General features: G+C 59.3%; 13 protein-coding genes. 9 read left to right on the top strand and 4 right to left on the bottom strand.

Annotation, left to right across the window (positions count from 1 at the left end; translation table 11 throughout):
• Nucleotides 1–59: 59 nt before the first annotated feature.
• On the top strand, nucleotides 60–980 hold the full coding sequence (locus tag ACQ4OB_RS12115; RefSeq protein ID WP_430955744.1) for a zinc ABC transporter substrate-binding protein: 921 nt from the start codon (nucleotides 60–62) through the stop codon (nucleotides 978–980).
• 123 nt (nucleotides 981–1,103) lie between these two features.
• Here the strand turns inward: ACQ4OB_RS12115 and ACQ4OB_RS12110 are convergent, their stop codons facing one another.
• Nucleotides 1,104–2,054, bottom strand: coding sequence for a homoserine kinase (locus ACQ4OB_RS12110; RefSeq protein WP_046044879.1), 951 nt, complete (start codon nucleotides 2,052–2,054; stop codon nucleotides 1,104–1,106).
• Nucleotides 2,055–2,112: 58 nt separating this feature from the next.
• Nucleotides 2,113–2,403: a DUF2782 domain-containing protein gene (locus ACQ4OB_RS12105; protein WP_074872303.1), complete on the bottom strand. Its 291-nt coding sequence runs from the start codon at nucleotides 2,401–2,403 to the stop codon at nucleotides 2,113–2,115.
• A 74-nt stretch (nucleotides 2,404–2,477) separates the two neighbouring features.
• Here ACQ4OB_RS12105 and polA point away from each other — a divergent pair, with 74 nt between their 5' ends.
• Complete coding sequence (gene polA / locus ACQ4OB_RS12100) at nucleotides 2,478–5,249, top strand: DNA polymerase I (RefSeq protein ID WP_430955743.1); 2,772 nt, start codon at nucleotides 2,478–2,480, stop codon at nucleotides 5,247–5,249.
• A gap of 302 nt (nucleotides 5,250–5,551) precedes the next feature.
• Here polA and yihA read toward each other — a convergent pair whose 3' ends face one another.
• Nucleotides 5,552–6,193, bottom strand: coding sequence for a ribosome biogenesis GTP-binding protein YihA/YsxC (gene yihA, locus ACQ4OB_RS12095; protein ID WP_074872299.1), 642 nt, complete (start codon nucleotides 6,191–6,193; stop codon nucleotides 5,552–5,554).
• 191 nt (nucleotides 6,194–6,384) lie between these two features.
• Between yihA and ACQ4OB_RS12090 the strand changes: the two genes are divergently transcribed.
• The 7 genes from ACQ4OB_RS12090 to ACQ4OB_RS12060 all read left to right on the top strand — a co-directional run bounded on the left by ACQ4OB_RS12090 (nucleotide 6,385) and on the right by ACQ4OB_RS12060 (nucleotide 13,714).
• The gene (locus ACQ4OB_RS12090) at nucleotides 6,385–6,675 is read left to right on the top strand and encodes a c-type cytochrome (protein ID WP_074872298.1); all 291 of its coding nucleotides are present in this window, start codon (nucleotides 6,385–6,387) and stop codon (nucleotides 6,673–6,675) included.
• A 46-nt stretch (nucleotides 6,676–6,721) separates the two neighbouring features.
• Nucleotides 6,722–7,333, top strand: a complete 612-nt coding sequence (locus tag ACQ4OB_RS12085) for a c-type cytochrome (RefSeq protein WP_102615793.1) — start codon at nucleotides 6,722–6,724, stop codon at nucleotides 7,331–7,333.
• 200 nt (nucleotides 7,334–7,533) lie between these two features.
• On the top strand, nucleotides 7,534–8,175 hold the full coding sequence (locus tag ACQ4OB_RS12080) for a thiol:disulfide interchange protein DsbA/DsbL (protein ID WP_074872292.1): 642 nt from the start codon (nucleotides 7,534–7,536) through the stop codon (nucleotides 8,173–8,175).
• A gap of 14 nt (nucleotides 8,176–8,189) precedes the next feature.
• Nucleotides 8,190–9,068 carry an endonuclease/exonuclease/phosphatase family protein gene (locus ACQ4OB_RS12075; RefSeq protein ID WP_074872291.1) on the top strand — a complete coding sequence of 293 codons (879 nt, stop codon included), beginning with the start codon at nucleotides 8,190–8,192 and terminating at the stop codon, nucleotides 9,066–9,068.
• Nucleotides 9,065–11,143, top strand: a complete 2,079-nt coding sequence (locus tag ACQ4OB_RS12070) for a diguanylate cyclase (RefSeq protein WP_430955742.1) — start codon at nucleotides 9,065–9,067, stop codon at nucleotides 11,141–11,143. Before ACQ4OB_RS12075 ends, ACQ4OB_RS12070 begins: the two co-directional genes overlap by 4 nt.
• Nucleotides 11,144–11,246: 103 nt before the next feature.
• The gene (locus ACQ4OB_RS12065) at nucleotides 11,247–12,029 is read left to right on the top strand and encodes an N-acetylmuramoyl-L-alanine amidase (RefSeq protein ID WP_074872287.1); all 783 of its coding nucleotides are present in this window, start codon (nucleotides 11,247–11,249) and stop codon (nucleotides 12,027–12,029) included.
• 71 nt (nucleotides 12,030–12,100) lie between these two features.
• A complete protein-coding gene (locus ACQ4OB_RS12060; protein ID WP_430955741.1) occupies nucleotides 12,101–13,714 on the top strand; it encodes an EAL domain-containing protein in 1,614 nt (537 codons plus the stop codon).
• A 12-nt stretch (nucleotides 13,715–13,726) separates the two neighbouring features.
• Here the strand turns inward: ACQ4OB_RS12060 and ACQ4OB_RS12055 are convergent, their stop codons facing one another.
• On the bottom strand, nucleotides 13,727–15,517 hold the full coding sequence (locus ACQ4OB_RS12055; RefSeq protein WP_074872284.1) for a KinB sensor domain-containing domain: 1,791 nt from the start codon (nucleotides 15,515–15,517) through the stop codon (nucleotides 13,727–13,729).
• Nucleotides 15,518–15,520 lie beyond the last annotated feature (3 nt).

The raw sequence follows: 15,520 nt of genomic DNA, 5'->3' as shown, positions 1-15,520 counted from the left end.
GACGAGTTTTGTGAGAGACGTTATTATGTTACCCGTTCTCGCCTCTTCGAGTGGTCATCGTGTCCCGACTTTTTTCTATCTTTGTCGCATTTGTCGCCAGTTTTCTGCTGATCGGTTCAGCTCATGCCGAAGTCAAAGTTCTCACCAGTATCAAGCCTCTACAGCTGATCGCCGCGGCGGTGCAGGACGGCGTGGCGATTCCGGAAGTCTTGCTGCCGCCCGGTGCCTCGCCTCATAACTATGCCTTGCGCCCATCCGACGTACGGAAGGTGCAATCGGTGGATCTGGTTTACTGGATCGGTCCGAGCATGGAAGGTTTCCTGCCCCGCGTGCTGAATGGTCGTACGCTACCCAGCGTCGCCGTGCAGGATCTGCCGGGCCTGAAACTGCGACATTTCGCCGAAGAAAGCCACTCACACGCCGATGAAGCCGACGAGCATGATCACGATCACCGCCCCGGCAGCCTGGACGCGCACTTGTGGCTTTCGCCGGTCAACGCCCGTGTCATTGCCACAAAAATGGCCGCTGATTTGAGTGCAGCCGATCCGGCCAATGCCGCGCGTTATCAGAGCAACCTCAAGGCGTTCGATGAGCGCCTGGACGCCATGGATCTTCGCTTGAAGGCGCGCCTGGCCGGCATCGCGGGCAAACCGTACTTCGTATTCCACGAGGCCTTCGACTACTTTGAAGACGCCTACGGCCTCAAGCATGCCGGCGTATTCAGCGTCGCCGCCGAGGTCCAGCCCGGTGCCCAGCACGTCGCGGCGATGCGCACTCGATTACAGGAAGTCGGCAAAACCTGCGTGTTCAGCGAACCGCCTCTGCGCCCGCGCCTGGCGGAAACCCTGGTGGCGGGTCTGCCGGTGAAGCTGGCGGAACTGGACGCGCTGGGCGGATACACGCCAGCGACCGCCCAGGGGTATGAGCAGGTGCTGGAGAAATTGGGGAATGATTTGGCGGGGTGTCTGGAGTCGTTGTAACCGCCCCCCATATCCTGTGGCGAAGGAGCTTGCTCCCGCTGGACTGCGCAGCAGTCCCCTTCTTTTTAGGTAGAGAGTGGGGCCGCTTCGCGGCCCAGCGGGAGCAAGCCCCCTCACCACAATTTAAAGCGCGAACGGCAGCGGCGTGCTGACCTTCTGCCGCTGCGCCAGACGCTGCTGAAATTCCATCGGATCGTGAATCAACACGTCCTGCCCGGCAAACGACTCGGCGGCGATCAACCGCGACAACCAGAACCGCACACACGCCACTCGGAGCATGGTCGGCCACAATTCCGCCTCGGCCGCCGTGAACGGTCGCAGCGCTGCATAAGCGCCAAGCAACGCCCTAGCCCGCGGCCCGTCGATCAACCCGCTCTCGTCCGAACACCAGTCGTTCAAGGCGATCGCCACGTCGTAGAGCATTGGCCCCGAACACGCGTTATAGAAGTCGATCAACCCGGTCAGGTGCGTGCCTTCGAACATCGCGTTATCGCGGAACAGGTCGGCGTGGATATTGGCTCGCGGCAGCGCCAGAATTTTCGTCTTCTGTTGTGTAATTTCGTCCAGCGCCCGTTGCAGCAAATCGCTTTGCTCGGCATTGAGGTGCGACAGCAACTGCGTGCCCTCTTCCAGCATCCAGTCCAGGCCGCGATCGGTCTTGCGCTTGATCATGTTGGCCTGGGTCGCCAGATGCAGATGGCCGAGCAACTCGCCCACTTGAGCGCAATGCTGCGCATTGGCTTCCTTGATGTGCTTGCCGGCCAGACGTGGCTGCAACAGCGCAGGTTTGCCGGCCAGTTCGCGCAAGGCGACGCCATCGGTGGTGCGCAAGGCATAAGGCACGGGCAGGTCGGCGTCATGCAGCACGTCGAGCAGTTCAATGAAGAACGGCATCTCCTGAACCGGACCGCGCTCAACCAGGGTCAGGACAAATTCGCCCTGCTCCAGGCTGATGAAGAAATTGGTGTTTTCGCTACCGGCGGCAATCCCCTGGAAATCAAGCAGGCGGCCGAGCCCGTAAGGGGCGAGAAAGGTTTCCAGCTCGGGCCGAGCCAGCGGGGTGAACACAGACATGTTTGAACTGCCAGTACGGGCGCCGCTGCTTGAGCCAGCGCCGATTGAAATTAAGAAACTACTTCCACTCAAAGATCTTCCACGACGGAATCAGCATATCCGGCTGATCCGAGCGGATGAAATTTGCATCGGTCCCGTCCGCGCGCACCAGGAAATACGGTGGTGCGCCCTTCGGGGTGACCTTGATTGCATACAGGAAACCGTTTTGACGGTACTCCTGGATGGTTTTATCCCCTTCCGTGCGGATAGTGACTTCCGGCTCTGGTGTCGGTGCATCGTCCGCCGCCATGACGGCCAACGGAACGGTTACAAACAAGCCAGCCAGCAACAGGCGATTTAGTGTGCGCATGATAACCTTGTCCCTTTGTCGTCAACGGTCCCGCTATTCTAGCGCCGGACCCGCCGAAAAGGTTGATCCTGCTCATGAGCCAAGCCCCCCTCGTCCTGGTGGACGGTTCTTCTTACCTGTACCGCGCCTTTCATGCCCTCCCACCACTGACCACGTCCAAAGGTCTGCCGACCGGTGCGGTCAAGGGCGTATTGAACATGCTCAAGAGTCTGCGCAAGCAGTATCCGGACAGTCCGTTCGCTGTGGTGTTCGACGCCAAGGGCGGGACATTCCGCGACGAGATGTTCGCCGAATACAAGGCCAACCGCCCGAGCATGCCCGACGACATGCGGGTTCAGATCGAGCCGCTGCACCAGAGCGTGATCGCCCTGGGCTTTCCATTGTTGTGCGTCGAAGGCGTCGAAGCCGATGACGTGATCGGCACCCTGGCCCGCAGCAGTGCGGCGGCCGACCGCCCGGTGGTGATCTCCACTGGCGATAAGGACATGGCACAGCTGGTCGACGGCCACATTACCTTGGTCAATACCATGACCGGTAGCGCGCTGGACGTGGAAGGCGTGAAGGAGAAATTCGGCGTCGCTCCCGAGCAGATCATCGATTACCTGGCACTCATGGGCGATTCTTCCGACAACATTCCGGGCGTTCCGGGCATTGGCCCGAAGACTGCTTCCGGCCTGTTGGTCGGTGTGAACGGCGGCCTGACCGAGCTCTATGCGCAGCTCGACATCGTCCCGACCTTGCCGATTCGCGGGGCTAAAACCCTGCCCGCCAAGCTCGAAGAACACAAGGAGATGGCCTTTCTCTCCTATCAGTTGGCAACCATCAAGATCGACGTGCCGCTGGATATCGGCCTCGACGACCTGCGAATGGGCAAGCCGGATCACGACAAGCTCGCCGAGCTCTACACCTTGCTGGAGTTCAAGAGCTGGTTCGAAGAGAACCAGCGCGACGCCAAGCGTTCCGGCCAGGAAGTCGTCGCGCCGGTGGCTGAAGAAGCGGCTGTCGGCACCGAACTCAACTACACAACGATCCTCACCCAGGCTGATTTCGACCTGTGGCTGAAGAAGCTCAACGACGCCAAGCTGATTGCCTTCGACACCGAAACCACCGGCATCGATGCGCAGCAGGCGCAACTGGTGGGCCTGTCTTTCGCTGTACAAGCCAACGAAGCGGCCTACATCCCGCTGACTCATTCCTACATGGGTGTGCCGGATCAGCTCGATCGCGACACCGTGCTGCGCGCGCTGAAGCCAATCCTGGAAGACCCGAGCAAACTCAAGGTCGGACAGCACGCCAAGTTCGACATGAACATCCTGGCCAACTGTGCCATCGGTGGCGATCAGAGTTGTGGCATCACCGTGCAAGGCGTCGCTTTCGACACGATGCTCGAATCCTACGTGCTGGACTCCACCGCGACCCGCCACGACATGGACAGCCTGGCGCTCAAGTACCTGAATCACACCACCACCGGTTTTCAGGACATCGCCGGCAAAGGCGCCAAACAGCTGACATTTGACCAAATCTCCCTGGAACTGGCCGGACCTTACGCCGCCGAAGACGCCGACGTAACGCTGCGCCTGCATCAAACCCTGCTGGAAAAACTCAACGCCATCCCGAGCCTGAGCAAGGTCCTGAGCGAAATCGAAATGCCGTTAGTGCCGGTGCTGGCGCGGATCGAACGCCAAGGCGCGCTGGTCGATGCCAACCTGCTGGGCATTCAGAGCGTTGAGCTGGGCGAGAAAATGGTCGCCCTCGAGCGTGAGGCGTTCGCCATTGCCGGGGAAGAATTCAACCTCGGCTCACCGAAGCAATTGGGCGTGATCCTGTACGAAAAGCTCGGCCTGCCAATCCTCAGCAAAACCGCCAAGGGCCAGGCGTCTACCGCCGAAGCCGTGCTGGCGGAACTGGCCGAACAGGATTTCCCGCTGCCCAAAGTGCTGATGCAGTACCGCTCGATGAGCAAGCTGAAAAGCACCTACACCGATCGTCTACCAGAGCAGATCAACCCGCGCACCGGGCGAATTCATACCTCTTACCATCAGGCCGTCGCGGCAACCGGGCGCTTGTCGTCCAGTGACCCGAACCTGCAGAACATTCCGATCCGCACCGCTGAAGGGCGGCGGATTCGTCAGGCGTTCGTCGCCCCCAAAGGCTACAAGCTGCTGGCAGCAGACTATTCGCAAATCGAATTGCGAATCATGGCTCACCTGGCCAAGGACGAAGGGTTGCTGCACGCGTTCCGCAACGACCTGGACGTGCACAAAGCCACCGCAGCGGAAGTCTTCGGGGTTGAACTGGCGGACGTCACCACCGACCAACGGCGCAGCGCCAAGGCGATCAACTTCGGTTTGATCTACGGTATGAGCGCGTTTGGGCTGGCCAAACAGATTGGTGTTGATCGCAAGCAATCCCAGGCTTACATCGACCGATATTTCGCCCGCTACCCAGGCGTGCTGGAATACATGGAGCGCACTCGTACCCAGGCTGCCGAACAAGGTTTCGTCGAAACCATCTTCGGTCGTCGCCTGTACCTGCCGGAAATCAACGCGAAAAACCCGGCACTGCGAAAAGGTGCCGAACGCACGGCGATCAACGCCCCGATGCAAGGCACTGCGGCGGACATCATAAAGAAAGCCATGATTGCCGTGGACAGCTGGCTGACAGCGTCAGGCCTCGACGCCAAAGTCATCCTGCAGGTGCACGACGAATTAGTTCTGGAAGTGCGTGAGGATTTGGTCGATCAGGTCCGCGATGAAATTCGCGTGCACATGAGCGACGCAGCGAAGCTTGATGTGCCGTTGCTGGTAGAGGTTGGCGTAGGAAATAACTGGGATGAGGCTCACTGAACCGTCTGAAAAAAGTGTTTTCCGCTGCGGCATAGTGCCGCGGCAGAAAGACCGAAGGGCGCTTAGTTCGGAAAATTCGAAGGCCTATTCCAAAGGCTTTTTAAAAAATTCTGAACTAATCGTCGGAATCGCCACTCAGAGTTACTGAATGGGTGGTGAAGCCCTTCGATGCTCCTAATGTTGTGTTAAGTGTTGGCAGATATCTGGACCCCGCCCTAGCGGTCCGGAACTTGAACCCCGGAACTTCCCCCTCCCCATAAGAAGTCCGGGGTTTTTTTTGCCCGCGGTTTTTATAAACGAGCTTACTCCGCGAGCTCGGAGCCCTTGTCCGCCAGCTCCATCCAACCTGCCAGTACAGTGTAGGCGTCTTCCAGACCCAGGCGTTTTGGCGCCGAGAACAGCTGGATGCTGATCGCATCTCCCCAACCCTTGCGGATGTCTGCCTGAACCTTGAGCAGGACATTTTTTGCCGCGCCGTAAGTCAGCTTGTCGGCTTTGGTCAGCAAAATGTGCATCGGCATGCCGCTGGCGACAGCCCAGTCGAGCATCAGCAGGTCGAAGTCGGTCATTGGATGACGGATGTCCATCATCAAAATCAGCCCTTTCAAACTCTCACGACCACCCAGATAGGCTTCCAGGTGACGCTGCCAGTGCAGCTTCAACGGGATAGGCACTTTCGCGTAACCGTACCCCGGCAAGTCGACCAGACGACGATCATCGTCTAGCTTGAAGAAGTTCAAGAGCTGTGTGCGACCTGGAGTTTTCGAGGTCCGCGCAAGGCTGGCGTGCGTCAGGGTGTTCAGCGCACTGGACTTGCCGGCGTTGGAACGCCCGGCGAAGGCCACTTCAAAGCCTTCGTCGTCGGGGCATTGATCGACTTTGGCAGCGCTGAGCATGAAGGTGGACTGTTGGCACAGGCCGAGGATGGGGTTCTTGAGTTGCATGGGATTTCCGATGTGGGCGGCGCCGGGAATGGACGCGGCGAGCAGTGTCGTTTCCGTTTCAGTGACGCCAGTATATAATGCCGCAGATTTTGTGTGCGCTTTGTCCCAGCGTAGGATGAAGTTCACGAGAGCGATTGACCTTGATTGCGCACTAGAACGCAGAACGCTCTCAACCCTGAAAAGGTCGTTTTATGACGAAATGGCTGCTAGCTGCCGGTATCTTGATGCCGCTTTACAGCGCTCAGGCTACACAGGATCCGGAAGCTGTGTACAACCGTGTTTGTGGTGCCTGTCATTCCGGCCAACTCCCCATGGCCCCCAAAAAGGGCGATCAGGAAGCTTGGACGCCGAGGTTGGCGAAAGGTATGGAGACGCTGGTGCAACACGTGACCCAGGGTTTCAAGGCGATGCCGCCGCGTGGTTTGTGCATGGACTGCAGTGCCGAGGATTACCAAGCAATCATCCAGTGGATGAGCGAGTGATCCCGGTCCATAACTCTTTAACCCTTAGCCGTAGTTGGATTAGCTGATGAACAAATTGATCGTGAGTCTGCTGTTGACCGTGGGGATCTCCGGCATTGCCCATGCTGCAGGTGATGCGACTGCTGGTCAGGCGAAAGCCGCAGTATGTGGCGCCTGTCATGGCCCGGATGGCAACAGTATGGCGCCTAACTTTCCGAAACTGGCAGGCCAGGGCGAGCGTTATCTGAACAAGCAGCTACACGACATCAAGTCCGGCAAACGCACGGTACTGGAAATGACCGGCCTGCTGACCAACCTGAGCGATCAGGACCTGGCCGATATCTCCGCCTACTTCGCCAGCCAGAAAGGCAGCGTTGGCGCCGCCGATCCGAAAGTCGTTGCTCGCGGTGAAGCACTGTTCCGCGGCGGCGATCTGGCCAAGGGCCTGCCAGCCTGCACCGGTTGCCACTCGCCGGATGGTAAAGGCAACGCAGCTGCCGGCTTCCCCCACCTGGGCGGCCAGCACGCTCAATACATCGCCAAGCAACTGACCGATTTCCGCAAGGAAGAGGCCGGCCGCACCAACGATGGCGATACCAAGCCAATGCAGAGCATTTCCAAAAAGCTGAGCGACGAAGATATCGCAGCGGTGTCCAGCTACATTCAAGGCCTGCACTAAGACCGACGAATCGGGCGTTGCGCGAGGTGTACACCTCTCGCAACGTTAACGCTCGATTAATCCGTCGATGCAAGCATAAAAAGGGTGGCTTTGGCCGCCCTTTTTTGTGGCCGCTGCCGTTACACTACAGAACTCAAGCCCGCCAGTACCTGTCTGAAAACAGGTCGCGCGAGGCGACCAAAATTGTCCAGGAGTAAAGCATGCGTAATCTGATCATCAGCGCCGCACTCGTCGCTGCCAGCCTGTTCGGCATGACCGCCCAGGCTGCTGAAGCACCCGCCGCCCCATACGTCGAACTGACTAACGCGGTTCCGGTGGCTGTACCTGGCAAGATCGAAGTGGTGGAGTTGTTCTGGTACGGCTGCCCGCACTGCTATTCATTCGAACCGGTGATCAATCCTTGGGTTGAAAAACTCCCTTCCGATGTCAATTTCGTGCGTATTCCGGCCCTGTTCGGCGGCCCTTGGGACGCCCACGGGCAAATGTTTCTGACCCTGCAAAGCATGGGTGTCGAGCATAGCGTGCACGCTGCGGTGTTCAACGCCATCCAGAAGGAACACAAGAAACTGACCGACAAGGACGAAATGGCTGACTTCCTGGCGACCCAAGGCGTAGACAAGGACAAGTTCCTCGCTACCTTCGACTCCTTCGCCATCAAGGGTCAGATGACCAAGGCTCGCGAACTGGCCAAGAAGTATGAAATCTCGGGTGTTCCAACCATGATCGTCAACGGCAAGTATCGCTTCGACGTTGGCTCTGCCGGCGGTGCCGAACAAGCTCTGCAGTTGGCCGACAAACTGGTCGACAAAGAGCGAGCGGCTAACAAGGCTGCTGCCAACTAAGCGCGGCGACCACCATGCGCCGCTGGGGCAGTGAACGCGTCGTTGGCCTGCATGATCCGCGGGTCAACGAACATCATCTGGAATCGACGGGCCTGCCCGCAGACAGTCGTCTGCGCTTGCTCAGTTTCAATATCCAGGTCGGTATCAGTACCGAGCGCTATCACCACTACCTGACCCGGGGCTGGCAGCACCTGCTGCCGCACACCGGGCGTGCCGACAATCTGCAAAAGATCGGCAATCTGCTGGGCGACTTCGATCTGGTCGCCTTGCAGGAAGCCGATGGCGGCAGCCTGCGATCAGGCTACGTCAACCAGGTTGAACACCTGGCCCAGCTCGGCGCATTCCCCTACTGGTATCAACAACTCAATCGCAATCTCGGACGCCTCGGCCAGCACAGCAATGGTGTGCTCAGTCGCCTGCGCCCGTGGGCCATTGAAGATCATCCGCTACCGGGGCCCAAGGGTCGCGGGGCGATTCTGGTGCGCTTTGGCGAAGGTCCTGAGGCGCTGGTGGTGGTCATGATGCACCTGGCGCTGGGCGCTCGCGCCCGCAGCATGCAACTGGCTTATATCCGCGAGCTGATCGGCGGCTATAAACACCAGGTGCTGATGGGCGACATGAATACCCACGCCAGTGACTTGCTGCAAAACTCCCCGTTGCGTGACCTCGGCCTGCTCGCGCCGCAACTGGAAGCGACCTTCCCCAGCTGGCGCCCGCAGCGCTGTCTGGACCATATTCTGCTGAGCCCCACCCTGACCCTTGAAAAGGTCGAGGTGCTGGCACAACCCATTTCCGATCACCTGCCGGTCGCGGTAGAGATTCGTCTGCCGGGTTCGCTCACGGCCGATGCATTGCCCGCGTTGAGTCCTGCCCCTCGCGGATCCCATGAATGAGCGACGAAGCACAGCGCTGGAAAGAGAAATACCTCAAAAGCATCGAACAACAGGAAAAGCTCGAACGTCGATGGGACGCCCGGCTCGACCTGCTGCGTCGTGGCCTGGTACGCAGCACGCTGGCAGCCGAGGGCACCGACCGCGCCGTTGACCAATGCATGAAGGAAATGCGTGAAGTCGTGCGCACCGACGACATGGACGCCGGCCTGGCCGCCCTGCTTCCGCGGCTGGAAAAAGCCGTCCTCGACTCCGAACAACGTCGGGAAACCCGGGTCAATCAGACCAGCGCTGCATTGACCGCGCTGGTCTCGCAGCTGCAAACATTACCGCTGCCCCGCGAAGTAAGCAGGCCGCTGAAAAACTTCGCCAAGCAACTGGATGCAAGAGTCGGGCAGGCGCGCGAAATTCCGTTGCTGCTCAGCGAACTGAGTGGCCTGCAAGGCAAAGCCCTGAATCAGCTTGAAAACCCGGCAGAGCCCGGCCGCCCTGGTTTGCTGCAACGACTGTTTGGCAGCCGTGAAGCGGATGAAGCGGCATTGCAGGTTGCCTCCGGCACCTTCTCGACGCCCGCCCCGCAGCCAGCCAAAGCGGTTGCCGCGCCTCATGCCGCAACTCCACAGGTCACGGTCGATCTCGCACCAGGGATCGATATACCGCAAGTGCCCGCCGCACATGTTTCCGCGTCGGCTACTGCATCCGAGCCACCGACAATCGAGACGCCGTTCCCAGCAGCGCCTTCTCCAGCAGTGGTAACACTTGTCCCGCAGGAGCCGGAGCCTGAGCAAGCACGCGCCCAGACTCCAGAGGCGCAACCGCAACCAGACATAGAACATCCAGAAGCACCCGCTCCATCGATCATCGAGCCAGAAATACCGGCTCAATTGGCGATCAATCCCGACGAATTGACTCCGGTGGTCTATCTCGACAGCCTGCCGCTGCCCCCGGCCATGGCCGAGGCGTTGGCCGCCGCAGGCACTGAACAATCCGAGCCGGATGCTCTCTACGCCCTGCCGGACTCACCCGAGCCGTCCTACAGCTCGGTGGCCAAGCATATCGAAGACACGCTACTGGGCCTGCTGGACGACCTGACGCTGCCCGAGCGTCATCGTCCACAAGCCGAAGCGATGCGCGATCGTCTGCAAAACGGATTGAACTGGTACGAATTGCTGCCAATCCTCGACGATCTAGCCACCTTGATGCTGGCAATCACCGACAGCGGCCAGCATGAATTCGAAGCCTACTTGCAACAGCTGAACGAACGTCTCGAGTCGTTCCAAAGCAACTTGCAAGCCGCCAGCGAAGGCCATGCCGACAATCGCTCCGCCGCCCGCGACATGGACACGCAGATCCGTGAACAAGTGGACGGCTTGCAGAGCAGCATGCAGGAAGCCGCCGACCTGGACGATCTCAAGCACGTCCTGGAAAACCATCTGGAAGGCCTGCTCGGCACCATGGACCAGCACCAGAAGCAGCGGGACGAGCGCGAGCAAGAAGTCGCCGCCCGCCTTCACAGCCTGGCCGAACGCGTTGCGCACATGGAGCAGGAAGCCCTGGGCTACCGCGAGCATCTTGAGGAGCAGCGTCAGAAAGCCTTGATCGACCCGCTGACCGGCCTGCCTAACCGGGCCGCCTGGAGCGAACGGCTGGATCACGAAATCAACCTATGGCAGCAACACGGCAACACCCTGTTGCTGGCCATGCTCGACCTCGACCATTTCAAACGCATTAACGATAACTACGGTCACCTGGCGGGCGACAAAGTACTGAAAATCATCGCCAACGTGCTGCGCAAGCGCCTGCGCGGGACGGATTTCATTGCCCGGTTCGGTGGTGAGGAGTTTGTGCTGTTGATGCCAGACACTGGGCCAACCGCTGGTGCGAAATTGCTGGAAAAGCTGCGCGCCTCGATCGAAGCCTGCCCTTTCCACTTCAAGGGTGAGCCGGTAACCATCACCATTTCCATGGGCCTGACGGCCTTCAAACCCGGAGAACATAGCGATCTGGTGCTTAAAAGAGCCGATCAGGCCCTATATCGCGCAAAACATGCCGGTCGCAACCAAGTGGCACTGGGCTGAGAATCAATTGTTCCATTTTGTTTAAAATTGCCCGGCGGCCGTTTGCGTGCAAGGCCGTACGTTACACTGTTGCATTACTGTCTTGCGTGTATTGCCTTCTGCCATGAAATATCTAGCGTTTATCGTGTCTCTGATTCTGTTGGCCGGCTGTGCCAGCGGCCCCCGGTTCAACACCAGTCACCCTTCACCCAACTTTGACAGCCGAATTCAGTTCGTGGTCGTGCACTACACCTCCGCGTCACTGGAGCGTTCGCTGCAACTGCTGACTCACGGCGACGTCAGCAGCCACTATCTGATTGGCGACGACAAGGGCGCCACCATTTACAAGCTGATGGATGAAAACGTCCGAGCCTGGCACGCCGGGGAAAGCGAATGGCAAGGCCGGACCTGGTTGAACTCCAGCTCCATTGGCATCGAAATCGTCAACCCGGGTTTTAAAGACACCCCTGCCGGGCGCCTTTGGTATCCCTACAGCGAAGACCAGATCCAGTCCCTGATCGTCCTGCTCAAGGACATCAGCAAGCGTTACGCCATCAATCCCCGCAGCATCATCGGCCATAGCGACATCGCCCCGCTGCGCAAGCTTGATCCGGGGCCGCTGTTCCCCTGGAAGCGTCTGGCTGCCGAAGGCCTGGGAGTCTGGCCGAATGAGCAGGCCGTAACGCGTCAGCAAGTACAGTTCGAAGTACAATTGCCAACCATCAGCTGGTTTCAGGCACAGCTGGCCCGCGCGGGTTATCCCACGCCGCAAACCGGCGAACTGGATGTTGCGACACGTCATGTGATTGCGGCCTTCCAGATGCATTTCCGACCGACACGTTTCGATGGCACACCGGATGCGCAAACCGCGGCGCTTCTACAAGTCTTGAACCAGACAAAATACTGACGCCCGCCCGACGGTCAGGGCTTTTTTTCAATCAGCAGCTATAACTCATTGGTAATACTTCGGATATTCCTATGACGGCTGCTCGAGAGACACTACGTAGTTGGTTCTTTCGCCCTTGGTTTTTGGCGATGCTGGCTGCTGCCTTGAGCGCGATACTCCTGATGACCGGCAGCCTGTTCGTGGCCATGCATCAAGTCGAGCAGAACGAAAGCGCAGAGATGAATGCCCAGGGCGAGCGCTTCCTTGCTCGCCTGGAGCAGCTGTTCGGGCAATTGCGGGAAAGTCTCGACGACCTTGAAGCCCAGCCGTTACGCGGCTGCGATGACGAAATGATCGCGACCTTGCAACAGGTCAGCTTCAACTACCGTTTCGTTTACGAAGCCGCTTATATGGACGCCTCGCGGATCTGTTCCAACCGCCCCCGCCAGGAAGGGCTGTCGATGATAAGACCGCCCGACATCAAAGGGCCGACCTATAGTTATTGGCTGAACACCACCACCGAACCCGATGAAAACCGCGCCGCGCTGATGCTCGGACGCGGTAATTTTCGCGTCGCGACGTCTCGCGGGCATTTGACCGACATGGTCGACTTGCCACCGGGAAGCAGCCTGCTGGTGGTGCTCGACCACGGTACGCGAGCGATTCCGGTACTGGGTGTCCCCCAGGTCTGGCCACCAACAGAACCCTGGCCCCCGAGAAGCCTCGACGCACTACAAGTAACGCATTCCCGCTTGATCTACCGCATGCCCACCAACAACCCGGAATACCAATTGGTGCTGATCAGCCCGCGCACCGGCATGCATGTGCCCGCCGTCTGGTGGTGGTTGCTGCCGGCCAGCCTGTTACTCGCCTTATGCGTGGGTTTTCTGGTGCTTCTGCTGGTGCGCCAGCGACAGTCGCTGGACGCCGAACTGAGTGGCGCCATACGACGAGGCGAATTGCAGGTGCTGTATCAGCCGATATTCGACCTCGACAGCCGCAACTGTGTCGGGGCCGAAGCCTTGCTGCGCTGGCGAAGACCGGACGGCACCCTGACCAGCCCCGACCTGTTTATTCCAATGGCGGAGAACACCGGCCAGATCCGCCAGATGACCGATTTCGTCCTGCAACGTCTGCTTGAACAGCTGGGACACTTGTTGCGGGCCAATCCGCAGCTGTACATCTCGGTCAACCTGGCGGCCTGCGACGTCATGGTGCCGCGCATCGGCCAGGTAATGGCGCGCCTGCTGACCTTGCACCGCGTCGCAGCCAAGCAAATTGCCTTTGAGGTGACCGAGCGGGGATTGATCGATGTTGTGGTCGCCCGGGAAAACCTGCAAGCCTTGCGGGATGTCGGGCATCAAGTGCTGATCGATGACTTTGGCACCGGCTATTGCAGCCTCGCCTATCTGCAAACCCTGCCAGTCGATTGCCTGAAAATCGACAAGGCGTTTATCGATGCACTGGGTCATGACGCTGCAAGTAGCGGTGTCGCCCCGCACATCATTCATATGGCCCAGGCCCTGCAGCTCAAGGTGATCGCTGAAGGCATCGAACTTGAATCCCAGGCGGCGCTTCTGAGCAGCGAAGGTGTGAAGTTCGGTCAGGGCTGGCTGTTCGCCCATGCCTTGAGTGCGGTGCAATTCATCGAACTGATTACCCGTGGCCGCCGATTGACCGCCCGCCGTCTCGATGACGAAGCCTGAAGCGATTGCGGTCTAAACCGACAACGCCATATAAAACTGAGTCCCCTGCCCCGGTCGCGAATAAACACCCATTCGGCCGCCATGCAACTGCACAATTTCCTTGCACAGTGCCAGACCGAGCCCGGCACCGCCCTTCTTGCGACCCACCTGGACAAAGGGTTCGAAAATCCGCCCCTGCTGGCCATAGGCAATGCCTTCGCCGTTGTCCTCGACACTGATAATCACCCGCTCCCCATGGCGTCGAGCCTGCAAACGTATTTGCCCGCCGGTGGCGGTATGGCGCAACGCGTTGTCGATCAGGTTGTCGAGCACCCGATCCAGCTGCGGCTGATCGGCCTGCAATCGCGGTAATGGCCCTTGCACTTCCACTAGAAGTTCGAGGCCCTGCTCTTGTGCCTGGCCGGCAAAACGTGTCCGGGCCTGCTCCAGCAAATCCTCGATGGAGCACGGTGCCAATGTGAGTTTCTGCAATCCGTTCTGGTAGCGGGAGAAGTTCAGCAGGTCATTGATCAACTGCATCAAGCGCTGCATTTCCTCATTCACGGTGTCCAGCAGATCAGCTTCACGCGAGTCCTTGGCAAAGTGCGCGCGCTCGCGGAACAGGCCGAACGCCATGTGCATTCCAGTGACCGGCGTTCGCAATTCATGGGAGGCGCGCAGCACGAACTCGCTGCGCACCCGCTCAAACGCCCGCTGCTCGGTGACGTCATGCAGCACCATCACGGCGCCCAGAATATGCCCTTGGGTGTGGCTGACTGGCGTCAGGCTAAAGGTCAGCAACCGCGACTCCCCGTCGACCTCGATACTCAGGTCCTCAGGCGCGCGCTCCAGGGTGCCCCCGCGCAGTACCAGTTGCAGCTGATCATCGAGTTCGGGGCGCTCAAGCGCCACCCCCAGACCTTGACCGAGACGATCGCTTTCCCAGCCCAATTGACGTTGCGCAACCGGATTGAGGTGTTCCAGACGGCCATCGCGGTCGATCATCAGCAAGCCATCGTCGATGCTGTCGAGTACGGCCTGCAACCGCTGCTGGCCTGCGAGCAGCTCATCGATATTGGTGGCCTGGTGCTCACGCAGGGCCTCGGCCATGATCCCGAAACGCTTGGTCAGCAGGTTCATTTCCACGGCCGAGGAAATCGGCAGCGTCACTTCGAAATTGCCTTGGCCGATGTTGTCCGCCGCTTGGGCCAGCGCCTCGATCGGCGCACCAAAACGCTGAGCGATAGCGTGGGCGGTGACGAAGCCGATGATCAACACTGCCAGCCCCACCAGCCCGAGCAGGCCGGCAACCAGCAGCGCCCTCTCCCGGGCCTGCCGTTCGGTGGCATTGATGTTATCCAGCGCACGCTTTTGCTCGGCGATCAGACTATTGCGCAGCGCATTGAGTTTTTCGGTGAGCTCTTTGTTGCCACTCAACACCTGCGTCGAGTCACGCGACAGGTCGTACGCCTGGAGAAAGCTCAGGTAGTCCGTCCTGGCCCGTTCGAAACCTTGCTGATGCTCATCGCCAGCCTTGGCTTGGACAATGCCGTCGTCAAGCAACTGGAAATACTGCTGTTTGGATGCCTCGAACGCTACGGGATCCGGCTTCTCACTGAGCATGATCATCATCTGATCACCCAAGCTCTGGCGCAATTTCAGTCCCAGGTCGAGCGTGGCGAAATTGTTGCGAATCAGCGCTTCCTGGGAACTCGCCATCTGCATCACGCTGACCAGCCCGAGCAACAGCCCGAGCAGTGCCACGGTGATCAGCGCGGAAATACTCAAGAACAGCCGCGTGCGCAATTTCATTGCCAGTCTCATCGG

Source organism: Pseudomonas sp. ES4, from assembly GCF_050586665.1.
In the GTDB taxonomy this organism is placed as follows: domain Bacteria; phylum Pseudomonadota; class Gammaproteobacteria; order Pseudomonadales; family Pseudomonadaceae; genus Aquipseudomonas; species Aquipseudomonas frederiksbergensis.
This window is presented reverse-complemented; position numbering and strand designations above follow the sequence as displayed.